Origin of the sequence: Paenibacillus nuruki (assembly GCF_001721045.1) — a bacterium.
GTDB lineage: Bacteria > Bacillota > Bacilli > Paenibacillales > Paenibacillaceae > Saccharibacillus > Saccharibacillus nuruki.
In genome coordinates, this window is the sequence record NZ_MDER01000086.1 from 266,270 (window position 1) to 292,774 (window position 26,505).

At 39.9% G+C, this 26,505-nt stretch carries 26 protein-coding genes and 1 riboswitch; of the genes, 13 read left to right on the forward strand and 13 right to left on the reverse strand.

Going from position 1 to position 26,505, the window contains the following annotated elements; all coding sequences use genetic code 11:
* Nucleotides 1-214 precede the first annotated feature (214 nt).
* The 3 genes from PTI45_RS21290 to PTI45_RS21300 all read right to left on the reverse strand — a co-directional run bounded on the left by PTI45_RS21290 (nucleotide 215) and on the right by PTI45_RS21300 (nucleotide 3,708).
* On the reverse strand, nucleotides 215-2,494 hold the full coding sequence (locus PTI45_RS21290) for a bifunctional 2',3'-cyclic-nucleotide 2'-phosphodiesterase/3'-nucleotidase (protein ID WP_069329589.1): 2,280 nt from the start codon (nucleotides 2,492-2,494) through the stop codon (nucleotides 215-217).
* 330 nt (nucleotides 2,495-2,824) lie between these two features.
* The gene (locus PTI45_RS21295) at nucleotides 2,825-3,001 is read right to left on the reverse strand and encodes an aspartyl-phosphate phosphatase Spo0E family protein (protein ID WP_069329590.1); all 177 of its coding nucleotides are present in this window, start codon (nucleotides 2,999-3,001) and stop codon (nucleotides 2,825-2,827) included.
* 290 nt (nucleotides 3,002-3,291) lie between these two features.
* Nucleotides 3,292-3,708, reverse strand: coding sequence for a pyridoxamine 5'-phosphate oxidase family protein (locus PTI45_RS21300; RefSeq protein ID WP_069329591.1), 417 nt, complete (start codon nucleotides 3,706-3,708; stop codon nucleotides 3,292-3,294).
* Between the two features lie 238 nt (nucleotides 3,709-3,946).
* A riboswitch (TPP riboswitch) is annotated at nucleotides 3,947-4,058 on the forward strand.
* Nucleotides 4,059-4,174: 116 nt separating this feature from the next.
* Here PTI45_RS21300 and PTI45_RS21305 point away from each other — a divergent pair.
* From PTI45_RS21305 to PTI45_RS21325, 5 genes are read left to right on the forward strand one after another with little or no spacing between them, the layout of a single operon-like run.
* Nucleotides 4,175-5,215, forward strand: coding sequence for an ABC transporter substrate-binding protein (locus tag PTI45_RS21305; RefSeq protein WP_069329592.1), 1,041 nt, complete (start codon nucleotides 4,175-4,177; stop codon nucleotides 5,213-5,215).
* A gap of 20 nt (nucleotides 5,216-5,235) precedes the next feature.
* The gene (locus tag PTI45_RS21310; RefSeq protein WP_069329593.1) at nucleotides 5,236-5,526 is read left to right on the forward strand and encodes an MTH1187 family thiamine-binding protein; all 291 of its coding nucleotides are present in this window, start codon (nucleotides 5,236-5,238) and stop codon (nucleotides 5,524-5,526) included.
* A gap of 8 nt (nucleotides 5,527-5,534) precedes the next feature.
* Nucleotides 5,535-6,332 (forward strand): ABC transporter permease, encoded by a 798-nt coding sequence (locus PTI45_RS21315; protein WP_069329760.1) that lies wholly within the window; start codon nucleotides 5,535-5,537, stop codon nucleotides 6,330-6,332.
* Nucleotides 6,319-7,137: an ABC transporter ATP-binding protein gene (locus PTI45_RS21320; RefSeq protein ID WP_069329594.1), complete on the forward strand. Its 819-nt coding sequence runs from the start codon at nucleotides 6,319-6,321 to the stop codon at nucleotides 7,135-7,137. Before PTI45_RS21315 ends, PTI45_RS21320 begins: the two co-directional genes overlap by 14 nt.
* Complete coding sequence (locus tag PTI45_RS21325; RefSeq protein ID WP_069329595.1) at nucleotides 7,137-7,934, forward strand: TatD family hydrolase; 798 nt, start codon at nucleotides 7,137-7,139, stop codon at nucleotides 7,932-7,934. The genes PTI45_RS21320 and PTI45_RS21325 overlap by 1 nt, the downstream gene beginning before the upstream one ends.
* A gap of 54 nt (nucleotides 7,935-7,988) precedes the next feature.
* Here PTI45_RS21325 and PTI45_RS21330 read toward each other — a convergent pair whose 3' ends face one another.
* A complete protein-coding gene (locus PTI45_RS21330; protein WP_175425242.1) occupies nucleotides 7,989-10,247 on the reverse strand; it encodes a response regulator in 2,259 nt (752 codons plus the stop codon).
* Nucleotides 10,248-10,569: 322 nt separating this feature from the next.
* Between PTI45_RS21330 and PTI45_RS21335 the strand changes: the two genes are divergently transcribed.
* Both PTI45_RS21335 and PTI45_RS24285 read left to right on the forward strand, forming a co-directional pair.
* Complete coding sequence (locus tag PTI45_RS21335) at nucleotides 10,570-12,030, forward strand: MDR family MFS transporter (protein ID WP_275094492.1); 1,461 nt, start codon at nucleotides 10,570-10,572, stop codon at nucleotides 12,028-12,030.
* Nucleotides 12,031-12,087: 57 nt separating this feature from the next.
* The gene (locus tag PTI45_RS24285; RefSeq protein ID WP_175425243.1) at nucleotides 12,088-12,237 is read left to right on the forward strand and encodes a hypothetical protein; all 150 of its coding nucleotides are present in this window, start codon (nucleotides 12,088-12,090) and stop codon (nucleotides 12,235-12,237) included.
* Nucleotides 12,238-12,326: 89 nt separating this feature from the next.
* Here PTI45_RS24285 and nfsA read toward each other — a convergent pair whose 3' ends face one another.
* The 5 genes from nfsA to PTI45_RS21360 all read right to left on the reverse strand — a co-directional run bounded on the left by nfsA (nucleotide 12,327) and on the right by PTI45_RS21360 (nucleotide 17,019).
* A complete protein-coding gene (nfsA, locus tag PTI45_RS21340) occupies nucleotides 12,327-13,070 on the reverse strand; it encodes an oxygen-insensitive NADPH nitroreductase (RefSeq protein ID WP_069329597.1) in 744 nt (247 codons plus the stop codon).
* 86 nt (nucleotides 13,071-13,156) lie between these two features.
* On the reverse strand, nucleotides 13,157-15,592 hold the full coding sequence (locus PTI45_RS21345) for a heavy metal translocating P-type ATPase (RefSeq protein ID WP_069329598.1): 2,436 nt from the start codon (nucleotides 15,590-15,592) through the stop codon (nucleotides 13,157-13,159).
* Between the two features lie 151 nt (nucleotides 15,593-15,743).
* Nucleotides 15,744-15,956 (reverse strand): copper ion binding protein, encoded by a 213-nt coding sequence (locus PTI45_RS21350; RefSeq protein WP_069329599.1) that lies wholly within the window; start codon nucleotides 15,954-15,956, stop codon nucleotides 15,744-15,746.
* 33 nt (nucleotides 15,957-15,989) lie between these two features.
* Nucleotides 15,990-16,346, reverse strand: coding sequence for a metal-sensitive transcriptional regulator (locus PTI45_RS21355; RefSeq protein ID WP_083243668.1), 357 nt, complete (start codon nucleotides 16,344-16,346; stop codon nucleotides 15,990-15,992).
* A gap of 289 nt (nucleotides 16,347-16,635) precedes the next feature.
* A complete protein-coding gene (locus tag PTI45_RS21360) occupies nucleotides 16,636-17,019 on the reverse strand; it encodes a response regulator (RefSeq protein WP_069329600.1) in 384 nt (127 codons plus the stop codon).
* A gap of 46 nt (nucleotides 17,020-17,065) precedes the next feature.
* On the opposite strand from PTI45_RS21360, the gene PTI45_RS21365 reads away from it, so the two are divergent.
* Together PTI45_RS21365 and PTI45_RS21370 are read left to right on the forward strand one after the other, a co-directional pair.
* A complete protein-coding gene (locus PTI45_RS21365) occupies nucleotides 17,066-17,419 on the forward strand; it encodes an Hpt domain-containing protein (RefSeq protein ID WP_069329601.1) in 354 nt (117 codons plus the stop codon).
* A 138-nt stretch (nucleotides 17,420-17,557) separates the two neighbouring features.
* Nucleotides 17,558-18,130, forward strand: coding sequence for a thymidine kinase (locus PTI45_RS21370; RefSeq protein WP_069329602.1), 573 nt, complete (start codon nucleotides 17,558-17,560; stop codon nucleotides 18,128-18,130).
* 130 nt (nucleotides 18,131-18,260) lie between these two features.
* On the opposite strand, the gene PTI45_RS21375 is transcribed toward PTI45_RS21370, so the two are convergent.
* Complete coding sequence (locus tag PTI45_RS21375; RefSeq protein ID WP_069329603.1) at nucleotides 18,261-19,532, reverse strand: hypothetical protein; 1,272 nt, start codon at nucleotides 19,530-19,532, stop codon at nucleotides 18,261-18,263.
* 298 nt (nucleotides 19,533-19,830) lie between these two features.
* On the opposite strand from PTI45_RS21375, the gene PTI45_RS23815 reads away from it, so the two are divergent.
* Genes PTI45_RS23815 through PTI45_RS21395 form a run of 4 tightly spaced genes read left to right on the forward strand, consistent with a single transcriptional unit; the run spans nucleotide 19,831 to nucleotide 22,337 of the window.
* Nucleotides 19,831-20,316, forward strand: coding sequence for a hypothetical protein (locus PTI45_RS23815; protein WP_083243671.1), 486 nt, complete (start codon nucleotides 19,831-19,833; stop codon nucleotides 20,314-20,316).
* Nucleotides 20,313-20,543, forward strand: coding sequence for a hypothetical protein (locus PTI45_RS21385; RefSeq protein WP_069329604.1), 231 nt, complete (start codon nucleotides 20,313-20,315; stop codon nucleotides 20,541-20,543). Before PTI45_RS23815 ends, PTI45_RS21385 begins: the two co-directional genes overlap by 4 nt.
* 4 nt (nucleotides 20,544-20,547) lie before the next feature.
* Nucleotides 20,548-21,900, forward strand: coding sequence for a glutathionylspermidine synthase family protein (locus tag PTI45_RS21390; protein WP_069329605.1), 1,353 nt, complete (start codon nucleotides 20,548-20,550; stop codon nucleotides 21,898-21,900).
* Nucleotides 21,901-21,932: 32 nt separating this feature from the next.
* Nucleotides 21,933-22,337, forward strand: a complete 405-nt coding sequence (locus PTI45_RS21395; protein ID WP_069329606.1) for a DUF350 domain-containing protein — start codon at nucleotides 21,933-21,935, stop codon at nucleotides 22,335-22,337.
* Nucleotides 22,338-22,431: 94 nt separating this feature from the next.
* Here PTI45_RS21395 and PTI45_RS21400 read toward each other — a convergent pair whose 3' ends face one another.
* The 3 genes from PTI45_RS21400 to PTI45_RS21410 all read right to left on the reverse strand — a co-directional run bounded on the left by PTI45_RS21400 (nucleotide 22,432) and on the right by PTI45_RS21410 (nucleotide 26,454).
* Nucleotides 22,432-23,940, reverse strand: a complete 1,509-nt coding sequence (locus PTI45_RS21400; protein ID WP_425415588.1) for a DUF6359 domain-containing protein — start codon at nucleotides 23,938-23,940, stop codon at nucleotides 22,432-22,434.
* 272 nt (nucleotides 23,941-24,212) lie between these two features.
* Nucleotides 24,213-25,229, reverse strand: coding sequence for a GGDEF domain-containing protein (locus tag PTI45_RS21405; protein WP_175425244.1), 1,017 nt, complete (start codon nucleotides 25,227-25,229; stop codon nucleotides 24,213-24,215).
* A 154-nt stretch (nucleotides 25,230-25,383) separates the two neighbouring features.
* Nucleotides 25,384-26,454 (reverse strand): GGDEF domain-containing protein, encoded by a 1,071-nt coding sequence (locus PTI45_RS21410; protein ID WP_069329609.1) that lies wholly within the window; start codon nucleotides 26,452-26,454, stop codon nucleotides 25,384-25,386.
* Nucleotides 26,455-26,505: the final 51 nt, after the last annotated feature.

The following is a 26,505-nucleotide window of genomic DNA, read 5'->3' on the forward strand; positions in this document are numbered from 1 at the left end:
CATAAGATGAACGTCAAAATATAATGATTTACAGACAAGTTACTTCTACTTTTAATCTTATTAATTATATCATCCTTAAACGCAGATAACATTAGACACTCTGTCTATTATCGGTTTAAATGTTGATTTTGAATACACCAAAGACTGCAATCTATTTTCTATTGCAGTCTTTGGTGTATGATTTGATTCTATTTTGGATTCATATTCCTCGCTATTAGCTAGCTGGAATCTCGATAGCATCTCCAACTTGAAGTTTTGTTGGATCTGTAATTTTATTATATTTAGCAAGTTCTTCCCATGTTACGCCATATTTCAGACTAATACGGTACAAATTATCACCTTTTTTGATGATATACGTTTGCTCATCTGTAGGTTTCACTGGCTTGTCTACAGCTGGTTTGGTCGGTTTTGGAGCTGGCTTCGTTGTTGGCTTAGCAGGTTTCGCTGGTGTTACTGGTTTCACCGGTTTGGCTGGTGTCACCGCTGGCTTGCTACCTGCTGCTGTATTCGAAAGATTAATAGAATATTTAGCAAAACCATCTGCTGCTTCGCCTACATAAGCAATTGGATCTGCTCCTGCTACCGCTTTAGCACTAGCTAGTGCATCTTTTGCTTTTGGAGAAGTATTGAATGTCACCGTTGGATTGCCTTTGATTGGTGCAAGTGACCAGTTACCATCAGCAGCTGGATCGATTGTTTTATTTTCACGGATATAATCGATAATCACTTGACGGTTCTCGTCTGGTGCAGCTAGGATAATACGTTTACCATCTGGATTCGCCAATTTAGACGCAGATGCACGGTAGTTGTTTGTAGCTACAACAAATTTTTGTTCGGGATCAATCGCTTTACCGTTAAATTGTAAATTCACAATACGGTTAGAAGATGCGTTCAGAACTGTTCCTTTTGCATCGTATTTAGGTGGTTGTGTAACATCAATTTGGTATGTTACGCCATCGATAACATCAAAGTTGTACGTTGGGAAGTCCATATTGATTAACGCTTGTTCACCGGATTTAGCTGGGTCGATCTGATTGAATTGTCCTGCAGACCATTCCAACCAGTTTTTCACTTCAGCGCCATTGACAAGCACAGCGTGAACTGTATTTGGGTATACATAAAGGTCAGATACGTTTTTGATCGCTATTGTACCTGCTGGAATATCTGTGTAGTAACTTGCTCCTGAACGTCCACCTGCTTTAAATGGAGCTCCAGCAGAAAGGATTGGCAAGTTCTCATATTCTGTACCTTGAAGTTGTTTCTCCAGATACCATTTCTGAGCATTCGTTACGATCTGGATCGAAGGATCATCTTCTACCAGTGCAAAGTAACTTGTAATACGAGCTGTAGATTCACCTACAGGTCCACGAATATAACCTAGTGTTTCTTCATGTTCATGATATACAGAATCGACGACACCTTGATCTGCTTGAACCAATGCTTTTTTGGTTGCTGTATCATAGATTGGACGAGCTTCTACTTTAGAATCGCTTACTGTCCATTTGTCGCCTTGTTGTTTCAATTCAAGGTCAATAATACCCAAGTGATCGCCCCAGAATCCTGGCTCTACAGAAGGAACACCGTTGATTGTACCTTTTTCAAGATCAACGCCTGTTTTCCCAGCAAAATCAGCACTAGGGAATACTTTGTGTGCATGTCCGAACATAATCGCATCAATACCTGGCACTTTGCTCAAGTACAACACGGAATTTTCCATCAATTCAGTCTGTGGAATATCTTCAAACCCAGAATGCGGAACAGCAATAATGATGTCTGCGCCTTCTGCTTTCATTTGTGGAATAAATTTGTTCGCTGTTTCGATAATATCTTTAGCAACCACTTTCCCCGACAAGTTTGCGCTATCCCATTGCATGACTTGAGGTGGTACGAAGCCAATAACGCCTACTTTAATTGTATGCTTAGCTCCACTTTCGTCAGTTACTTCTTTATCTAGAATAAGGTAAGGTGTAAAGTAGTTCTTCTCGCCTTTACCTGTACCATCATCTGTATAAATATTAGCATTTACATAAGGGAAATTAGCACCTTTTAACGCATTGCCCAAGAAATCAAGGCCATAGTTAAATTCATGGTTACCGATATTTCCAGCATCGTAGCCCAATTGGTTCATGGCTTTGTAGACAGGATGAACTTCGCCTGTTTTTAAAGGATCGACTTTAGCTACATAATCGCCTAACGGATTACCCTGCAATAGATCACCGTTATCAATCAATACACTATTGGTTGCTTCTGCACGAGCATTTTTGATCAATGTCGCTGTTTTAGCGTAACCGTATTGATCTGTAGTTGCATCCGAGTAGTAATCATAGTTCATTACGTTAACATGAATATCTGTTGTCTCCAACAAACGCAATTTCACTGTAGATTCAGAAGAAGTGGTTTCTGCTGCAAAAGCAGGAACTGCCGACACTGCAAACAATTGCAGCGCTGCGATGACAGTAATTGCTTTTTTAAATGTTTTGTTTCCTAAGTTCAAAATAAAAAACCCCTCCCAAATATATTCGCATTTGCTTGACCTTTTACGACTTTATCTCTGCGCCCGATATGTATTATCAGCATGAATAACTCGCTTAACCATAATTCATGCTGTTTTAAAACGATTACATTATATATTGTAATCTATTTATAGAATAGGCAAGATAAAGAAGAAAAGGCTACCAAAAGAAACGCATGATAGAATTGTATACTATCAGCTGATATATTTGAAGGGTTATTAGTTCTATTTTTTATGAAAATGATATTTATTTTACGAAAAATTCTATATTTTACATGATTGTGTCATGTTTCTTTTCATAAAATCTATACATTAAGGTATTAAAAAATCGGCATCTTGATCTTTATATTGAAAATACATATCTAAAATTCGATCTAATTGCTCGGACTGATCCAACACACGATAATCACGTACTCCGTGTTCTTCTGCCATCTGGTTTAGTATGCGGCGTTCCTGTTCGATCTGCTGTTCAATCTGTTTTAAATTCAAGGAAACCACCTCCAGTATAGTTCCTTTACAGTTCTACAATAAGAACTTTCAGTTTATCCCACCATCGGCATTTTACATGTTATGATCTAAAATAATTCTACTTATCTTTTTATACCTTATTTGGGCATACCTTATCAAGTTCCTCAAGTACCTATTTTATCCTTTTTTTGGAAATAAAAAGACGAAAAAACTCGGAATTTGAATTTTGCATTCATTTTACTTATTTCGCAAATTCAAATCCCGAGTTTTTTATACTATTACTGCCTATTTAATTCTTTTGAAAAAGAATATTATGCAGTCCAAGTTTGTTTGTTGCCATCTTTATCTGTATATTCAATCGTTTGTGGTTTGATATCTAGGATCACATAATCAGGATCTTCTGGACCGGAGAACCATTCTTTAAATTCTTCTTTCCAGACACGTTTTTTGAGTTCGTCGTCTGTAGATACAGAACTTACGCCTTCAATTTCAACGACTTGACTTGTGCCGCCTTTTTCATAACCCAACAATACATAACAGTTCGGATTTTTTTCTAACTCTTCGACTTTATGTGTTTTGCGGTTCGTCGCGAGATGAATATTTAAGCCTTCATTATATAGCGCCATATAACGTACTTTAGGTTTGTCATTTTCTACAGTACCTAGTGCACAAAATGGGTTACCTTCTAATGCAGTCAAAATTGCTTGTTCTTCAGCTGTTTTACTCATGATCAATCTCCTCCTGTATATAAACGTATGGGTGTATTCAATTTCTTAGTCTATGTATATCGAATAGATATGATAGAAAAAGATTGAATGGAACTTTATTAGTTACAAACTTCCGTATATGTAAATACCCTTAGACAGAGTTCCTGAACCGAAATAGATTGTCTATTGCTGATGACAACGCATTCTCTGTACTGGACAGTTGATACCCTCTGGTCTATAATTACAATGTAAAAAAACCGCATACGTACAGGGGAGCTAGTTGCAACTGGCTGAGAGTGTATTGTGATAAATACAGACCCTTATACCTGATCTGGATAATGCCAGCGTAGGAAAGTAACAAGTCGTTATATGCTGTATGTTGAGCTTATAATTGCACCTATGTCGTCCCGATGGGGGCGTTTTTTTTATGCCTTTTATCAAGTGAAGACCGATTCTACTATTTGATTGAACAGAAAGAAGGGTTAGGATGATTGGAAATAAAAAAGGGTGGCGGAAAAGCTTACCATGGTTAATGGTAGGTTTATTATGGATCACAACTGCATGTGGTTCAGCAGCAAGTACAACCAATACAACAGATGAAGCGGGCAATACATCTACACTTAAAGATGTCAAAGTCGTTCTAGACTGGACACCCAATACAAATCATACCGGCTTATATGTAGCCCAAGCACAGGGCTTTTATAAAGAAGCAGGATTGAATGTCGAAATTATAGCGCCCGGACAAGGCGGAGCAGATACGATGGTCGCTTCTGGTGAAGTGCCTTTTGGAATCAGCTACCAAGAAAGTGTCACACAAGCTAGAGTACAAGGTGTTCCACTCGTCTCGCTTGCTGCTGTTATTCAACATAATACTTCTGGCTTCGCGGCACCTACAGATCGCGGGATCAAGACGCCTAAAGATATGGAAGGCAAATCCTATGGCGCTTGGGGCTCTCCTGTTGAAGAAGCTGTCATGAAATCGATTATGGACACGGACGGCGGCGATGTTAGCAAAGTTAAAAGTGTGAATATCGGGAATGCCGATTATTTTACAGCAGTACAAAAAGGAATCGACTTTGCTTGGATATTCTACGCATGGACAGGCATAGAAGCTGAACTTCGTGGTCAGCCGTTAGATATGTTATATGTTAAAGATTATTCTGACCAACTGGATTACTATACCCCTGTTATCGTAACCAATGAGAAGCAGATCTCTACCGATCCTGAATTGGTCAAATCATTTATGGCGGCAACCAGTAAAGGGTATGAATATGCGATTGCGCATCCAGACGAATCTGCGGATATCTTGCTCAAAGCTGTTCCTGATCTTGATCCTAAATTAGTAAAAGCCAGTCAAGAATGGTTATCTCCACGTTATCAAGATGATGCACCACGCTGGGGTGAACAAAAACAAACCGTCTGGGAAGGATATGCCAACTGGATGTTCAAGCAAAAATTGCTCGATAGTCCATTAGATGCAACTAAAGCCTACACCAATGATTATTTACCTGCGGCAACGACTAAATAGAGAATAAGGAGATGGATAGAATGGCACATACATTACTCAGTATTCAAGTAATTCCCAAAACACAAGCAGGCGAGAACTCTTATGATTATGTAGATCGGGCGATTGAAGTGATTCAAGCATCCGGCGTGAAATATGAAGTTCATCCACTTGAGACTACTATGGAAGGCGAACTTAGCGAATTGCTAGAAGTGGTTCGTCAAATGCATGAAGCTTTGGTGGAGAAAGGTAGTCCTAGTATCATTTCTCAGATCAAGATTGCACATAGTCCATCCGGTATCAGTATGGATGGATTGACCGAGAAGTACCGCTAATGTCTGCTATGAGATCATGGTGGAAAAGCATATGGCCGCCCCTGGGGGCGGTTGTTTTATTATTGGTTATCTGGCAATTAGCAACCAGTCTATTCCATATTGAAGCATGGATTCTGCCAAGTCCTGCGTTAATTGGACATGAAGCTTGGAGTGAAAAAGATCGACTGGGTCTGCATACATGGGCAACTTTAAAGTTAACATTATCCGGTTTTAGTATCGGGGTCGCTGTAGGTCTACTGGTAGCAGGAGTACTTCATTACACTCCGTTTCTACGTTCAGCGCTATATCCGTTATTGATTTTGAGTCAAAATATTCCGACGATTGCACTGGGACCGCTACTTGTCATCTGGTTCGGATTTGGTATTTTATCCAAATTAATCGTGATTATTCTCGTCTGCTTTTTCCCGGTCACGATTGCGGCACTCAGCGGACTGGCTACAACCGATCGAACAATGCTCAATTATATGCAAATGATTGGTGCTTCCAAAAGCCAAATCTTTTGGAAATTAGAATTGCCTTTTAGCTTACCTTCGATCTTCTCTGGCGTAAAAATTGCAGCAACCTATAGTGTGATGGGTGCAATTATCGCAGAATGGATCAGCAGTAGTGAAGGAATAGGCTACTATATGATGTTACAGAAATCAGCATTCCGTACTGATCATATGTTTTTAGCGATTCTAGTCGTTGTCGCTATCAGTCTTTTGTTATTTATGATTATCAATCTTATTGAAAAATGGTCTATTCGTTGGCATCATCCTGCATCGATGCGTTCTGGCAAAGGAGGTTCCAAAGATGTCGATCAATAAATCTCAATCTTCACCTATCATCACGAACACTTCTACGCCACTGTTAGCATTACAACAGATCAGTAAGTCTTTTGCACAAGGCAAACAATCTTTACATGTGCTACAAGGGATTTCTCTGCATGTTGATCAAGGAGAATTTGTCTCGATTATCGGCCCTTCCGGTTCAGGTAAAAGCACACTGTTACAGATGATCGGCGGTGTGGTTCTTCCCGATCAAGGTGATATTCTGTTGGATGGTCAAAATATAACAGGACGCAAAGGATTAAGTGGCTATATGCCTCAACAACCGGCACTGATGCCATGGCGAACGATTCAGGATAATGTAATTCTAGCACGCGAGGTTGCAGGCTTACCACGTAAAGAATCACTAGACTTAGCACGTCACTGGTTGGACAAAGTGGGATTGGGTGATTTTGCTTCTGCTTATCCTCATACTTTATCTGGCGGTATGCAGCAACGAGTCGCTTTTCTTAGAGCATTGCTAGGTCCTCGTGACTTACTTTGTCTGGATGAGCCATTTAGTGCTTTGGATGCTTTTACACGCAGTGAGATGCAATCGTGGTTGTTAAATATTTGGGAAGAGAATAGACGATCGGTTATTTTCGTTACGCATCATATTGAAGAAGCTTTGCTGTTATCCGATCGCATCTATGTACTGTCTCGTCGTCCAGCGACCGTTCTACACAATATTGTTGTACCTTTCCCGCGACCAAGACGAGAAGAAATTACCGATGATCCAGCATTTATTGCTTTACGTAGACAACTGATGAATGCGATGCGTCATACAGACGAAGGTGATCTATAATGAATAAGGTCTATGCTCCATTGATAGATAGTCATATTCATCTGGATCAATATGATGATCCGAAGATTGAACAGATGATTCGGTCATTAGCTGATCTGAATATTCAATCTTTAATCAGCGTCGCAATGAATCTGTCTTCCTGTCAGCGCACAGAACAGCTTGCTCAGCGCTATCCGTCTATTGTTCAACCTGCGTATGGTTATCATCCAGAACAGCCTTTACCTGACGCTCAAGAGCTTCAGACGTTATTGTTGTGGATCGAACAGCGTATAGATCGACTGGTTGCTGTTGGGGAGATTGGATTACCTTATTATCGTCGACTTGAAGCGATAGATCGTGGCGAGTTATTGGACGAGCAAGGATATCAAGATGTACTGTCTGCGTTGCTCCAATTGGCTGCTCGTTATGATAAGCCTGTGATCTTACATGCAGTCTATGAAGATGCTGCAATCGCTTGTGATTTGCTAGAGCAATATGGCATTACCAAAGCACATTTTCATTGGTTCAAAGGATATCCTGAAACGATTCAGCGTATGATCCATAACGGTTACTTTATTTCATTTACACCGGATATCCAATATGAACAGGAGATTCAGCAATTAGCAGCCGTATATCCTGCTCATCTCGTTATGGTTGAAACCGATGGGCCGTGGCCATTTGAAGGTTCTTTTGCAGAACAGATGACTCATCCTATGATGACTGCTGATGTATGCCGTGAATGGGCGAAGATTCAAGGACTAACGGAGAAAGAAGCACGTCAGATACTGTATCAAAACACACTATCTTTTTACACATAAAATAAGGCACACTGTCCATTATGCGGACAATGTGCCTTATTATTTTAATGTAAATTATTTATTTTGTTCTTGAGTCTGCTCTTGTTCAGGTGAGCTGACTTGATCAGGCTGCTCCCAATCGGAAAGCCATACCAAAATAACAGATAACAACTGTTCTACATTCATCGGTTTGCTGATGTAATCAGATGCTCCTGCTTCAATACATAATTCACGATCATCTTTCATCGCTTTCGCAGTTAACGCAATAATAGGCAAGTCTTTCCACTTTTCCTCTAAGCGAATCCAGCGCATCGCTTCATATCCATCCATAATCGGCATCATCATATCCATTAGTACAATATCTGTAGATTCGGCATGTAGAAGTGCAATCGCTTCTTCCCCATTTTGTGCACTACGAACATGCATCCCTTTGAGCTTGAGCACGCCTTCTAGTGCAAAAATATTACGCAAATCATCATCAACCACAAGCACAGATTTGCCTTGTAATCGAGCCAACGAATCTTCTTGTTCTTCTTTGTCCATCCATGTTGGAGATACAGGCTTGGTCACAGGCTGTCCTTCTTCATTGATAGCAAGTGAAGGAAGGTATAATGTAAATGTACTCCCTTTGCCTAGTTCACTTTGAACTGTTACATAGCCCCCTAGCAATTTGGAGAACTCACGACAAATAGACAATCCTAGTCCTGTACCTCCATACTGACGCTCTGTAGTACCGTCTTCTTGCTGAAAAGCTTCAAAGATTAAACTTTGCTTATCTTCTTTGATTCCTATTCCAGTATCCGTTACCGAGATCGCTAACATATAATCCATCTGCTCAGGAATACTATATCCTTTAGCCACAATCGACTCATCTGCTAACGAAATATTGGTTGTTACAGAACCTTTACTTGTAAATTTGAACGCATTAGAAAGTAGATTTTTCATGATTTGTTGTAATCTTTTCTCATCGGTATAGAAGACATCTGGCACATTTTCATCAATATGAGAATGGAATTCAATACCTTTTTGCTCTGCAATTTTGTCAAAGCTATATCCCATGACTTCAGGTAGATCATAGACCGCTACCGAATCACGTTGTACTTCAACCATCCCTGCTTCTACTTTAGATAAATCCAAAATATCGTCGATTAGGGTTAACAAATCTTGCCCGGATCGATTGATCACTTCTCCAAAATGTGGAACATCATCTTCTTCATGCTGTTTTTCTTTTTCACTAATCAATTGAGACAGAATTAAAATACTATTGAGTGGTGTACGTAATTCATGGGACATATTCGCTAAAAACTCCGATTTGTACCGAGAACTACGGCTCAATTCTTCTGAATACAATTGAAGTTCTTTTTGAGTGATCTGCAATTCTTCCGTTTTGATCTCAGCATAGTGATTACGTTCACGAAGCTGTTCATTGGTAGCTTGCAGTTCTTCTTGTTGGACTTGTAGTTCTTCTTGTTGTGATTGCAGTTCTTCTGTTAGTGTCTGAGACTCACGTAATAACCGATCCACTTGCATCCGATTATCAATATTGTTCACAACCACGCCAAAAGTATTAGCGATACGTTCAACCAGTTGTTGCTGTCTTTGCGAAAATCCGTGAATTGTTCCTAATTCAATGACAACGACTGTACGATTTTCAAATAAGATGGGCACAATCATAATTTCTTGAATAGGAATAACGGTTGCACCTGTCTGAATACGTATCGGGTGATCAGATGGAGCTTTCATGATATGAGTCTGTTTTTCGAGGGCCGTTTGTCCAATAATACCTTCTCCAAATTTAAATGCATGAACTAGATCAGGCACATCGCTGTAGGTGGCATAAGACGCTTTTCTTTTTAACACTTCAATTCCATTTTCTTCTTCACAAAAATAAAAAATACCATATGCTGATTCTACAGCAGGTGTTAATTCATGAATTAATCGATCTGCTAGATCATCGATTGCATTTACATTACGATAGACATTTCCAATATGAGCCAATTGAGTCTGGATCCAATTGCTTTCTTCGATATGCTTATTAAATTCACTTGCTTGATGAGTATGCACTTCTAACGCTTCAGACATTTTATTAAAAGCTGTAGCAATATTACCAATTTCACCGCTAGCTGTAACATGTAGACGTGGCAAAGGTTCAGACGTATCAAAATCGATCTGTTCCATCACTGTCGTGACTTGTTTTAACTGACGGGTCGTTCTTTTGATTGTCCAAAATGCGATTCCCACTCCAACTACGATAAGAAGAATAGATAACAGAGCAACGACCATTCCTGTACCTGTAAATGAGCCATTCTGAAATATAATAAATTCAATAACCATGAATATAATAGCTATCGTTAAAACAATGCTAAATCCAAAGATTTGTTGGTTTTTGTAATTCATTTGCTAGACAATCTTCCTCTCTGTTGTGCCATCTTAATGTTTGTATAGAAAGATATTCATACTCTATCAAGAATACGCTAAATTCCAGCAATTGTCTCGATTTAATACAATCTTTTTTGTAAAAATTGGTTGACTCACTACAAGTGTTCGTATGCTTCAAATGTCTTGACGTTCCTTTTATTCTGATATACGATGTGCAGTGCTTCAAATAACTCTCTTTTCGTTAATAATAAACATCTTGATTCAGGAAGAAGGAACAATGTACATGTCCAAAGCAACCAATCGGTCTATGGTTACTATAGGTCTGCTTGCAGCCCTGTTTATTGGTGCCCTAGATTCTACAGTAGTCAGTACAGCATCACCGCGCATTATTTCTTCACTCGGTGGACTGAACCTTATTAGTTGGATCTTCTCTATTTATACATTAACCACATGTATCGCCACGCCTATCTTTGGTAAGCTGGGTGATTTATTTGGTCGGAAATCTATTTTTGCGATAGGACTTGGAGTATTCGTGCTAGGTTCGATCATGTGCGGATTCGCTAACTCGATGACTGAATTGATCTGGTATCGTGCGATTCAAGGGATTGGCGCAGGAGCACTTACTCCGGTAACCTTTACCATCGTAGGCGATCTGTATCCCGGTAAAGAACGTGCCAAAGTACAGGGATTATTCTCATCGGTATGGTCTGTAGCTGGGCTGTTTGGTCCATTAGTTGGTGGTTATTTCGTCGATTATATCTCCTGGCGCTGGATTTTCTTTATCAATTTACCTGTAGGTATTATCGCTATTTTGTTTATCTTTATTTATTTCCACGAATCTTTTGAGAAAAAGCAGAAGTCGATCGATTATGCAGGAGCCATTACGTTTACGATCGGAATGACCGCTTTGTTGTTAGCCCTTTTAACAGGTGGAGAAGAATATGCTTGGAGTTCACCGATGATTATAGGTTTATTTGCGGTGACTGTTATTTTTATGGCTTTATTCCTACGGATTGAACAGCGTGCAGCTGAACCGATGTTACCGTTATCGCTGTTTCACTCACGTATTTTATCTATTCCTTATGTGCTTGGTTTCTCTACACGATGGATGGTCATGGGTGTAACGGTGTATTGTGCACTCTGGATACAAGATGTATTCGGCTATAGTGCTACGAGTGCCGGACTGGCTCTAATGCCGATGTCGATTGCCTGGCCTGTCGCTTCTACGTTAGCCGGACGCTGGATGTACAAAGTAGGCGCCAAATTACTGATTGTACTTGGATCAGCATTGGTAGTAGGCGGTAGTCTATGGTTAGCTGTTATGCATGCTCAATCTTCTTACGGCGTGATCGTAGGTTCATTGATTCTGATTGGACTGGGCATGGGCTTTATTGTGACCCCATCACTGGTTATTATTCAGGGCGCTGTCGGCTTCCAGATGCGTAGTGTAGCGACGTCTACCAATACGTTAATGAACTCGCTTGGACAGACGATTAGTGTAGCTGTATTCGGTATGGTATTTAATGCAATTGTGACAACAGGTACACCCTCTCAATTAGCATCTGGAATTCATTATGTATTTATATTGATGTTTGCTGTATCGATATTGAATCTGATTGTCGCTCTGTTCTTACCTTCTAGTAAACAATTATTTCAGGCGATTCGAGAGCATGAAGCACCTACTGTTCATCCGACTCCCAATCAGTCCAATGCTAAGCCAGCACTGGAACGTTCTTAATAAACTCGATACACTTAAAAAATTTCTACACGACTTTAATAGAGGAGTGTTTGCTCCATGATCATCGATTGGGAAAAATGGAAAGAACTACAGTGGAAATTGCTAAAGTATTGGCTGGCTATACCTCGCATTGTACGGTTATCTGCTCTTCTTTTCACGATGCTTATCATTTCTATATTAGGTTGGATCAAAATATTAGCTGAATAAAACATAAAAAACCGTTATCGTGGACTCTTCGTGAGAACAATCGATAACGGTTTTTCACTATATTATGATGTAAAATCACGATATTACAATTAACGTTTATTGAATCCTTTGCGTTCTAAAAATGATTTTAATTGCATCCGTGAAGGAGCCGTCATTTTCTCAGCCATCAAAGCTGACCATGGTGCACTTTTGGCTCCACCTGTACGTTCAGACAAATAACGAACCATCGTGTCATCGTACTCTTTCATTGCTTCTAAAGTTGTATCTGCTTGATAGGATTCACGATGCAAGATCGCTTTCTGTGGTAAGCGTGGACGAATACCCGGCTCTTGATTCGGATAGCCTAGACACATGCCATAGATAGGGTACACATGATCCGGTAAGTCTAAGAAATCAGACACTTCTTCGATATGGTTACGAATCCCACCAATATAGACTACACCAAGTCCTAAAGACTCTGCGGCTATTGCGGCATTCTGTGCAGCTAAAGTAACATCTACGGTTGCCACGATAAAGTTTTCTGCGGCATCACCATAAGATTCAGCTTCAGGCATATGCTGTTGAACCGCATTTTCCAAGCGATACATATCTGCACACCATACTAGAAATACAGGGCATTGCTCAATATACGGTTGGTTCCCTGCAAGCACAGATAGCTTGGACTTACGCTCTGGATCTGTAATGGCAATCACACTATAAGCTTGCACATTACTAGAACTAGATGCCATTTGCCCAGCAGCAACAATCGCTTCTAATTGTTCTTCGGTAACGGGATCAGATTTATAGCTACGAATCGAACGGTGCTTCATTAATAAAGAAATGGTATCATTCATAAATAGGAACACTCCTGTCTACTAATCATTTATAACTAACTAATTATATATAACTATTATCATATTAATTAGTACTAAATGCAAGTTTATAATAATTTGATTCGTTGTAAACGTAACGCATTTAATACCACTGATACGGAACTAAAAGCCATTGCTGCCCCGGCTAACCATGGAGCTAACAAACCTAGGGCAGCAATAGGAATACCAATAACATTATAAGCAAGCGCCCAGAATAGATTTTGGCGAATATTACGAATCGTCCGGCGACTGAGCATAATCGCATCGCCAATCCCGTTCAGATCTCCACGCATTAAGGTAATATCTGCCGCTTCCATCGCTACATCGGCTCCTGTACCAATCGCAATCCCTGTATTGGCTGTTGCCAAAGCAGGAGCATCATTGATCCCATCTCCTACCATCGCTACAATACGACCTTCTTGTTGCAAACGGCTAATCTCGGCAGCTTTACCTTCAGGCAGTACACCTGCCAATACGTGATCGACACCTGTTTGGTTAGCAATCGCTTGAGCGGTACGTTCATTGTCGCCTGTAATCATAATCACACGTAAGCCCATTTGTTTGAGACGAGCTATTGCTGCTTGTGATGTTTCTTTAACCGTATCCGCTACAGCAATCCAGCCTGCGTACTGACCGTTAATAGCAGTTAACATCACTGTTTTACCCTGCTGTTCAACTTCTTGAATCTCTGCTTCAAGATAATCTACATCAATCTGCTGAGATTGCAACAATTGACGAGTTCCGATCCATAGCGATTGTTGTCCTGTCGTTGCATGTATACCCTTGCCGGGTATCGCTTCAAAGGTATCTACATGAACAGGTGTTAATCCACGATCTTTGATCCCTTGTACAATGGCTCTAGCTAATGGATGTTCAGAAGCTGATTCCGCTCCTGCTACCCATGTTAACCATTGATCTTCTGAAATCTGTTCGTGATGATTAGCAAATCGAAGGTCTGTTAAAATAGGCTCGCCACGTGTAATCGTTCCTGTTTTGTCTAATACAACTGTATCTACTTTGTGTGCCGCTTCTAAATGCTCTCCACCTTTGAACAAAATGCCGTATTCAGCAGCTCTACCTGAACCTGCCATAATCGAAGTCGGTGTGGCTAGCCCTAGTGCACATGGACAAGCGATAACCAGTACCGCAATTGCTTTTTCAAGTGCTCCACTAAAATCACCGGGCGTTACACCCCAGAACCAGATTGCAAAGGTTAATAACGCAATACCGACTACAATCGGTACAAAAATACCTGAAATCACATCAGCTAAACGCTGAATCGGTGCTTTGGAGACTTGAGCTTCTTCTACAACACGAATAATCTGAGACAGCGCGGTTTCTTTGCCAATATGAACAGCCCGGAACTTAAGTCGTCCATTCTGATTAATAGTGGCTCCGATCACCTGCTCACCGACCGTTTTTTCAACAGGTAGACTTTCTCCGGTTAACATCGATTCATCAATAGAAGAATGCCCTTCGACCACTTCACCATCGACTGGAATCTTTTCACCCGGTTTGACAATAATAATATGGCCAACTTGCACATCATCGACTGGAATCTCTACTTCTTCTCCATCGCGATCAATACGAGCAGTTACAGCTCGTAAGCCCATCAAGCTACGTATCGCATCCGAAGAACGTCCTTTGGCACGATGTTCAAACCATTTGCCTAGTAAAATCAATGTAATCAAGATTGAACTCACTTCAAAATATAATTCTACCGTCGTTCCCGGTACCACCAACGAACGAATAATGAGAAATAAACTATAAAAGTAAGCAGCTGATGTTCCCAGTGCTACCAGTACATCCATATTGGCGCTTCCGCTACGCAATGCTTTGTAAGCACCCACATAGAAGGCTCCTCCAATAATAAATTGAACCGGTGTAGCAAGTATTAATTGTACCCATGGATTCATTAAAAACATCGGTACACCAATCCATGATGTCACGCTAAAATGACCGAACATCGCCCACAGTAAAGGCAGTGATAAGATCGCCGAAGCGATTAATTTCCACTTTCGCACAGTGGCTTCATGTGCTCGTCGTTGTTGAAGACCTTCTTCTTTTTTGGGAGATGCGGTATAGCCTAGCTTTTCCACTTTGCGTATAATATCGGTTGTTTCTAGACTGCCCGGCGTATATTGAACTCTAGCGGTTTCCAGCGCCAGATTTACATTGACTGATGAGACGCCCTCCATCCGCTTGATTCCTTTTTCAATTCTTGTAGCACAAGCTGCACAGGTCATACCTGCAATATCCAGATCGACAGTTTCTTTCAGTGATTGATAACCCAATTGTTCGATTTTCTGTTCCACTTGTTCTTTATTTACTGTAGATGGGGTATAAGTGACAGAAGCTCGTTCAAGAGCTAGATTCACATTCACTTCTTCTACCCCGTCAAGACGACCCAATCCTTTTTCGATTCGTGTTGCACAAGCAGCGCAAGTCATGCCACCAATTTGTAATGTTAATTGCTTGGTCTGATCTTCTGATGATGCGTTCATGCTAATAACCTCCTTTTTCGATACGATTCTTTATTTTTATACCCCTATAGGGTATTTATATTTCCAAAAAAAGTTGCCCGAAGGATTACTAAGGGCAACACATTCACTTCATTTCAACATACATAACTCAGTATACAGCTCTATCGTTCTATTAACCGCCTGTGGAGATAACGTCATATCCTTGTTCTTCAATCGCATCGGTCAATTTCATGATATCCACTTGATCTGCATCGTATTCGATATCTACAGACTTCGCTTCCAAATTCACTTTGCCTTTAGCACCAATTTCTTGCAGTGCTCCTTCTACCGCTTGAACACAATGATTACAAGACATACCTTCTACTTCTAATTTGATCGTTGCCATGATTATGTCCTCCTTCAAAAAGTTATAATTATATTATTTCAATAATTTATTAATCGTTATCAATAGCTCGTCAATCACTTCATTCTCGCCGGCTTCGATTCGCTCCACTACACAGCTCTTCATATGCCCTTCTAACAACAATCTACCCACCGAATTCAATGCGGATTGGGCAGCTGCAATCTGATTCAGTACATCATCACAATACGTATCTTTCTCGATCATGCCTTTGATCCCGCGAATCTGTCCTTCCACACGATTAAGACGGCGAATCATATTACTTTTCATCTCATCTGAATGGTGACTGTGCCGAACCTCTCCCGGGCTATGGTCGCAAGATTCACGATGTTCCTGAGGTGAACCTTCGATATTCAGATGATCCATCTTCTCCATAAAGTAGCCCCCTGTAATCATTTATAATTCTATCCTAACATACCCCCATAGGGTATTCAAGTGTTAATTGATATTCTATCTTTTTTAGGTATGTATACCGATTTTTTTGGACAAACAAAACAGCCTACTGAAAATAAATAGGCTGCTGCTTCTCCATCCTTTTTTACTATAGTCTTCATTTTAAAATGGTTCAGACAGATCTTTTATAAAGTATCCTGATCCAAACGATACAAAACATCCTGTCTATTTCCTTTAAATTTATGCTAAAATGTACCCTGTAAAAGCGTTTTTATGATTGATCTATTCCTCTGTCTAAATGATCCAATACTCGCTCGATCAATTGTGCAGGATCGATTGGTTTTGTCATGAAATCAATTGCCCCCATACGCATACCACGAATGACCATTTCAGAACGAGAATCACCTGACAACAGTAACACAGGGATATCTTTGGTAGCTGGTTTGTTTTTAAGATTTTCTAGTACATGCAGTCCGTCTACATCCGGTAGATGAATATCTAAAATAATCAAATCATACCCTGTAATACGCGAAGGGATTTTCAAAAAGTCACCAGCATCCTCATATGATTCTACGATTACATCTTCTGTTTCCAACAATTGCTTAATCAACAATGTAAATGGAGCGCTATCATCAATAATAACTATTTTTTTCATGAAACGGTTACACGTCCTTTGCAGAAAAATAGGGAGGGAAAGATTCATGTCAAAAGCAGATCGGTATCAACAGATCATTCAGCAAACTAGAATTCGATTTTTGGCGGATGCTTCTCTCAAAATGCAAGATTTACAACATCGCTTTGAAGATTATGATCACGGGCGATTGTCAGCAGATCATCGTACATTACCTGATGCGATTCATCGTCATGCCCATGCTATCAAAGGATTGGCACTTACGCTCTCGTACGAAGGTATCGATCATATCTGTGAAGAAATCCTTAACTTCATTCTATACCAACCAGATCATGTATGGACAGCAGAAGATATCCAGTATTTACGCCAAATGGTAACTACGCTCGATGGATTATTAACAGAAGCTTCTTCTACGCAAGCATAAGAGTAGTCTAGTGGCTCATACTCGTTCTTGGATTTGTTGTTTTTTCGTTGGATTTTAAATTGGTCTCTCCCTCTAATTCCTGCTACAATAGATCACGCTGACAGAAAGAACGATCTACAGAAAGGGGTATTATGACCATTGGCACAGTTATTTTTTAAGCATGGTGCAATGAACAGTGGGAAGTCTATTGAGATTCTTAAAGTGGCCCACAATTATGAGGAACAGGATAAACATGTTCTGATTTTTACATCTGCGCTAGATAATCGCGATGAGACCGGTTATGTATCTTCTCGCATTGGTGTACGTCGTCAAGCGATTGCTATTCACGATGATACGGATATCTACAGTATTGTCAAAAATTATTCCCCTAAGCCTTCATGTGTATTAATTGATGAATGCCAATTTATGAAAAAAGAAGCGATTTTGCAACTGGTACGCATCGTGGATGAATTAAGTATCCCTGTGATGGGTTTCGGTCTCAAAAACGATTTTCAAAATAATCTGTTCGAAGGTAGCCAGTATATGCTACTGTATGCGGATAAAATCGAAGAAATGAAAACGATCTGCTGGTTCTGTGAACGGAAAGCCATTATGAATCTGCGAGTCAAAGATGGTAAACCTGTGTATACAGGCGAGCAAATTCAAATTGGTGGTAACGAAAGTTATTATCCGGTGTGTCGCAAATGCTACAATAATCCTCCGATTGAATAGAGGAGTACAGATTAATTCCAGCAAGTTGATAAACGCCCACAGACATGATGTTTGTAGGCGTTTTTTGATTTATTGAGAAGCAAACCACTGTAAAGCACGCTTTTCTAATAGTAATAAGATTATTTAAGCATCAGTTATTTGTATCTACCCACACTATCCCTCTACTCGTACTTCGCATATCCCGATACATTAACCATCCGATCCATAGCAAAATAAAAATATGAATCCACACAACCACTATGCCAGAAAGTTGCGGAAGGTTGCTTGTGAGTACACCCCATAGATTATACGTAATCGTTACACTCAATACGCATGCGATCGCAATCCATTTACGATCCAGCATTGTCACCAACAAGATCAAGATTAACGCAGGAATACTGTAGCGTTCGTGAATTTCCGTAGGTAACATAAAAAAGGCAAAGGATATCCATGCACCGGCTTTGAGTAAAATAGCTGTTGTAATCGTACGGCATTTCCAGAGGTAGATACCTGTATAGATCACAGCTAATAGCAACAATATAAATCCTAGATTACGTAATGAAATGATGTTCCAGAGCTTTGCTGTATCGCTTGTTGTTGGAACCGTACCTACGACATAAAACCAGATATTGAGTGCATTCAATGTCACTTGAGTGTACAAGCCTACTGCACTCATATAAGCACTTCGGAACATCGCTTGTAATCCACCATAAGAAGCAAAATAAATAATCACCCCTAGCACGGGAATCATAGCACCGATCGTCATACGAAGTAATGGTTTGCCATTTCGTTGCCATAGACATTTTAAGATATAAAATCCAAACACAGGAGCAATCACAATCGCCTGCAATTTGGTTAACAGCGCCAGAGCAAATAGTATTCCTGACAAAATAGGCGACGCTAGAAAGGTTAATAAGGCTCCAGCCATCAACATCCCATTCAAAATATCCACTTGTCCCCAGATCGAGCTATTCACAATCAGTGCTGGATTCAGGACAAATAGACACAGTAGCCCCCAACGAACAATCGCCTTTTCTTTCCCTAGCGACCAGCCAAATACAGCTATTCCTGCAACCAGATCCAGTACAATTAATAATGATTTGAAAGACAATTGACCCGCTTGGATCGTGATTCCAAATCCATGCAAAAGAGCAGCATAACCCTGCATAAATAACAAAAATAGTGGTGGGTAGTTAATATTGGGATCATGTATATAGACTGTACCCAGCCCATATTGTCGTAAGGCATTCATCCATTGTACAAATAAATTCTGATCACTCATAAATCCAGCATAACGGCTTCCTAGCCATAACCTTAACCCTAGTCCTACTGACAGTAATAGCAAAAATAACAGCCATTCTATCCATAGAGACTTGGACAGACGTTGTTGCTTACGAGTGTTTCTATAGAGTCGATCTGTCATCAGTCATACCTCCTTGTATCGTTACAAAAGTGGCAGACGTTGTTCCAAGAAAATAAGGCCATATGGATCGTCTCTACCTTATTAACAAACGTTGTTAGGCTCATTATACAAGCAAGCCTTTGCGGTTTGCGAATTTGTTATTCATATTCTTGACTTTGCGTGATACATAGCCGATTACACGAAATATTTGTTCCTATTTGCAAAGAAATCGGTATACTGGAAAATGTGCATCTTTTTACAAATTACGACGTAAAAAGGAATAGTCTAGCGATACATTATTCAAAAGGGAGTGAACGCTATGTATTATCCTCTGCGATATATCGAATGGTCAGAGGCCAAACAAGCTGAAATCGGCGAAGTGCATCACATCCATTCGTTGTCGCAAGAAGAATTATTCGTACATAAATTAGTGGATGCCGTAAAGTTAAATGATCGCATATGGGTTCATGTCTCTCATGAGTCTGTCGATCATGAGAAGCATACGATCTATCTGCGTCCATTTGCAGAAGAATTACCGTCTACGTATCAGCGCAGTCTGGCGACCACGATCAGCGGGCAAAAAGATTATCCAAGCGGTCTGTCACCTGAATACTGGCTTTGGGATGGCAAAGCCTTTCAACGTCGTCATGCGATAGATTCCTATGTCGCTCCGCTTGATCTTGCTCTTCGCTTATTGGATCACTATTTGGTACAGCAAGATATCACTTACGATATTTTGTACACCGTACTGGATGCAGATCGGCAGAAAGTGATGATTTTTTTAAGTGAGGTGAACGAATCATGAATAATCGTACCAAAATGATCGCTTTCTCGTTAATGCTTGCTGTTCCTGCAACCCTTTCTGGTTGTGGCAACGATTACGATGACGATTGTCAGTATGATCAGAACGGTAATGCGTATAACTGTAATACCCACAGTAGCTATTACGGTGGCTCGTCCTATTCAAAAAAAAGTAGCTCCCATAGTGGCTTCGGCAGTGGTGGAGTTAGTGGTTTCTTTTCTGGAGGTTAAGTAGATGCGACAGACACGCGCTATTCCCTATACACGAGCACAATTATTTACCCCTCGGATTGAACAACAGGTGCCGTATCATATGATGTATGAGAAACCTTACTGCTTAACAGCGCTCACGCTGTATAAAGATTACGAATTAGAACAATTACGAGTTGGTTCTGAAAATGTAGATCATCTGTATCGCAAAACATTACAGTTTGTACAAGAACATTTGCCAGATGAATATCTATTGCAACAATTAGGCATTCATCCTGCATTGATCGAAAGCGCAAGACAAGCTATTCCTATCGATGGATTTACTCGCTTAGATTGGATTATTAGCCCTCAAGGTAAGCTGAAATGTATCGAAAATAATACAGATACCCCAAGTGGTATACCTGAAGTTGCTTTTTTAGAACAGGAATTGTTGCATTATGCACCTGATCTACAACCTGCTTCAAGGCAGATGAATAATTGTATTCGTCAAATGTTCAAGCAAGCCGTTGATTATTATGAACAGCAGGGATTGGGGAGAATCATCCATTTCACCAGTTACGACTGGCATGATGAAGATCGTGCAAATACGTTATATATGATGGAGCAGTGTCTAGCGCTAGGTATTGAAGCGAAGTATATCCCTTTGGAACAATTGAAGATTGTTCCTGGTGAAGGGCTGTATCATGATGTAGAACGTATTTCTATTCTATATCGCTTGTATCCATTAGAGTATCTCGTCGAAGATCGGGAAGCTGATTCAGGTCGGCTGGTGGGTGAAGATTTATTGCAATTGGTGAACACCGGGAAGCTAGGTCTACTCAATCCAACGCAACATATTTTAACGCAAAGTAAAGGATTTATGGCTACGATCTGGTCGTTATATGAACGGAATGCACAGATGGCAGAATATACGGGATTCACTTTATTTACAGCCCAAGAATGTGAATGGATTGAGCATTATTTATTACCGACGTATTTTACAGATCAAGTCTTTGTAGAACAACAGATTCCCTATGTGGTCAAAGGTTTTTTTGGACGTGAAGGGTTAGGTACACATCTGATCGAACAACCCGAACAACATTCGGTAGCTGTATCTGAATCCCCTATTATTGATTCTAATGCTATACCTACAGAAGCCGAAGAGATTGCCGCTTATTATGAAGATCAACCCAAAATCTATCAACAATTGCACCCTATGGAACCTGTATCTGTCACAACGACTGAGGGAACATTTGATGGTTATTTGTTAACAGGTGCTTTTGTTATCGGTGGTCAGTTTGCAGGATTACTTCCTCGTATTGGAGGCAAAGTCACCGATAATCTGGCTTGCTACTGTGCAGCGGCTGTTGATCCATCTATATCAGATCGATCACACTAAATTCTACATTTAATTTTGAAGGAGGAAGTACAGTGAAAAACTTTGGAACCGATTTATTGCATATCGGAATAGGATTAGTGATTTTATTTGCGATTCTGTTTGTCGGGTATTATATCTTCAGCTTATTGACACGCTACAATGATAACCAGCAAATCGCTGAAGGCAACCAAGCGGCAGGCATGTATATGGGGAGTAAGTTATTAGGATTATGTATTATTGTAGGGTTAGTCTCGATTAACTCTGACGCATGGCTCGATGTATTGATCTGGTCAGGGATCGGTATTGTGATTCTTTGTCTGGTGTATCTGGTGTTCGATTGGGTTACACCACGCACTAAAGTCTGTGAACAGATCGAAAAAGGAAATATGGCTATTGCTCAACTGTTACGTTCATTAATTATCGGAATTTCTTTTGTAATTGGAACGTTTGTTATGTAGATCCATTCATTATAAAAAAACAGCTTTCGTATCTGAAGAATATCCTCAGACCGAAAGCTGTTTTTTTTCATTACTTATACGTTTACTACTTTAATTAAGAAGCTGCTCCATAGGAACCGCTTTTGAATGTTGTAGGATCATACCATTTGTATCCTGCCGCTGGTGTTGCCCATGGTTCTGCTTGTGGTTCTGTAGAAGTAGCAGGTGTCTCGATCGGCAACAATGATGTTGGGCTATCTAAAGTTAGACCCGATACTTGGCTTAAGCTTGTATAGCTTTCTTTCACAGCCAACCATCTTACAGTTTGTACCAACAACTTCGCATCATTCACTTCTTTGTATCCATCATAGGTTGTTTTTTTAGCGCCTGTTTCTTCACGTAGATATTTTGGAGAAGCATCTTCGACTGGTGAAGAATCACCGATAAATGCTGCTTTACCTGCTCCTACTTTAGAGATTGCTGCGTAAGGACCTTCTGCACGTCCACCGCCATTGTATACCCCTTGATCGACTGCATTGTTCCATTTAGATACAGAAGACGGTAAATATACAATTCCTTTAGCTTTGGTTGGATCTAAAATAGCTAGTGTAGAACCCGCATGCATCGCTACTGAACTCACGCCTGATGTGATTCCGAATGCTTGGGAAGAAGCTACGATATCATTGGCATTCACATCACCTAGCGCGTTGTAACGGAAACGAATACCAAAGTTCGACCCTAACCAGTCCGAACCGCTTACACCTTGCATTGCTGGAGAAGCCGCTTCTTCAGCTGTCATGCCTTTAGTTGGGTTACTGTAAGCACCACGACGGTAGCCATTGATCGCTTCAGATCCATCCCAACGGTTTTTGTTACGGTCTGCATTATAATGATCGGCAATAAAGAAAATACTACCGCCACCTTTTACATATTGAAGCATTGCTGCTTGTTCTGTTGCTTTGAAAGGAACGTTAGGCTCAGCGATAACGAATACATCGTATCCTTTGATCTTATCATAAGTAATCGCTTGCTCTCCAAATGTATAGGGTACTGGACGAGTAAGTGCATCTACTGTAAATCCGTCTGCTTTGAGTCCATTTGCAAAGTCAGAGAATCCACCATCGATTACCCAATCTGCTGCACCTGCTGTTTGAGCATGCGTGTTATCAAACAATACTTTTTTACCTGTACCGTTAGGAAGAGGTGTATCTGTCCCTGGTTCTGTAGGAGGTGTAGTTGTGCCGCCATCTAAAGTAACAGATGATGGGCTTTTCACACCTGCAAAATTATTATATGCACCGGCTGTACCTGTAACGACAATCGTTTTGCCAATTAGACTTGGATTGCTCTGTAAACCGAACTGTGAACGAAAAGCAGTACTCAATTGTACATCTAACAGCTTGCTTGTTGTACGTTCGCTGCTACTGTCTGCGATTAATACATTGAAATCATTTGCAAACGGGCTTGTAAAATCGCCTGTAGAAGCTCCTGAAGCATGTCCAACAACAATCCCTTTAACTGTAATTGTAGACCCGCCACTTTGAGCCTGAATCGCTTGAGCAACAGTTAATGTTGTTGCTGCTTCTGCTACCGGACGATATCCACCCAATAAAGAAATGAACATCAATAATGCTGTCAAAAGCACTATCGTTAACTGCTTCGTTACCACCTTATGCATATAACAATTCCTCCTTTGATAGGTAGAGACAGAATGACTCATTCTGATTCTCTTATTATCATAATTCTATTTTGTCTATCTAATTCCTCTTTTATGTAAATTTTTAATTAAAAGTAAATTTAAACATCCAGAACACTGTAAACATACTAAAAAATACGATCTCATCAACAATAAGAGATCGTATATCTATTTTGAATACTATAGGACTGGCTAGATTATTAAAGTGAAGACTGTGCTAGACAGGAACGATTGCGCCCTTGCTGTTTGGCTTGATACAACGCTTGATCGGTCTTTTCTAACAATTCATCCCACATCAGTGCAGGATACATCCCAATGCCGATCGAGATGGTGATATGAATCATTTTGCCATTAGGTAATATAAATTTCTTCTTCTCCACATTGGTACGTAACGTCTCTGCAATCATTTTGGCTTCGGTTAATTGACAATATTCCAGCCAGACCGCAAATTCTTCTCCACCTTTGCGAGCACCATAATCGGTACTGCGAATACTTTGTTGAATTACATTAGCAAGCTGAAAAAGTACGGCATCCCCCGCAGGATGACCATACACATCATTCACTTTTTTAAAATGATCAATATCAATAAACAGTAGCGAATGTGCCATATCGGTTTCCTGATGTTGCAATTGCTCAAACTTCTTCTCAAAAGCTCTTGGATTATGCAATCCGGTCAAAAAGTCGAATTGAGCTTCTTTGCTGACTTTTTCAAACAATTCGTTATTTTTGCGCAGGGATCGAGTAAGCATAAAAATAAATAAAGTCGCCGCTGATTCCACGACAATAAAAACCAATACTTTATCAATTTCATTTCTTCCTAATACGATACATAAAGAAGCCGTAGCAATAATCGTCAGTGCAATGCCTGAATATAACCATTTTTTATAAAAAGTCATACTTCGCGAAAAAATCCATGAAGCGACAATACACAGCGTCGCCGCATTGATTAATCCTAATATTGCGCTTAACCCTATCGTTGGACTCAATATAATACGGGTGATCATGATCATAATCGTGGTGATAATCCCAGCTACACTGCCACCCATACTGATCGAAAGTACAATCGATATCTGGCGTAAATCCAGCAAAACATTATCTCCAACTGGAAAGGTGAATTGCATCAATGTCGCTCCCAAGCAACCGAAAAAAAGTCCGATCCATTGACGCTTTATATAGGTACTTGTTTTGAAATGGGCATTCAAATAATTCAATAACATACTTCCAAAAAAAGAAAATGTTGCTAGAATACAAAAATTCATAAATAAGTCTTTGAACAACATTTGTTCACGTCCCTTTAACTACGAAAATAATAAGTATATCTATATACATCGTCAGTCTAACGATTTTATTCAATAGTCCTTATTTATTATTTTAGAGGGCGATACAAAACTGGTTTCTGCCTGCTTTTTTCGCTTGATACAATGCATCATCTGTTTTATCTAATAATTCGTCACACGGGTGCAGTGGATAAAACCCAATACCAATAGATACGGTAAGCGACACTTGTCGTCCATCAGGAATCACAAAGGTATGTTTCTCTATATTTTTGCGAATGTTCTCTGCCCATTCTATCGCCTCCGCTTGCTGTTCTACATGTTCTAAGATCAGAGAGAACTCTTCTCCTCCTTTACGAGAACAATGATCACAGACACGCACACTACGACGTAACACCTCTGCGAATTGAACCAGTACAGCATCTCCAGCAGAATGACCGTACTGATCATTAATCATTTTAAAATGATCAATATCTAACAGAAACAATGCAAACGGGATATGCTTTTCCTGACTTAACTGATTGTACTTCATTTCAAATCCACGATAGTTGTATAACCCTGTGAGAAAATCCAATTGTACTTCTTGACTCATAGCATCATACAGTTGGTTATACCGTCTTAACCGCTCAATTAATAAATATGTAAAAATAAATGATGAAAATAAAATAAGGATAAACAGAATCAGTGTCGTTTCTTTGGTAAACCCTGACCAGATTAGGAAAAAGAATAATGAGTTCAATGTCGAAATCAATGAAGTTATTACCCATTTACGACTAAACGATTGCCGGGTTCGAAAAACAAGATAGGTGATTAGAAGTGTCATGCAGGCGTTAGCTATCCCTAAAAAAGAAACGATACTGATTGGAGCAGACAGCCATAAGCGTGCAATTGAAATAATAAGGGTGGTAATCGTCCCTGAGATGCCTCCACCGAGCACTGTTGCTACAATAATAGGAATTTGGCGCAGATCCAGTAATGTTCCGTTATCTAATTTGAATGTAAAGTGCATCTGAATAATACCAAATAAACCCAAAAAAGCCCCTGTTAAGCAGCTTAAAACAAATGGACTAATACGCGGGTTGCTACGCCAATTACGAAAAACGATATTCCCAAAAAATAAAAAAGTAGAGATGATACAAAAATTAATAAACATATCTTTTATGATCATAAATAAAGTACCCCTTTTACTCTAAATCGCTTTCTATCTATACCTTATCTA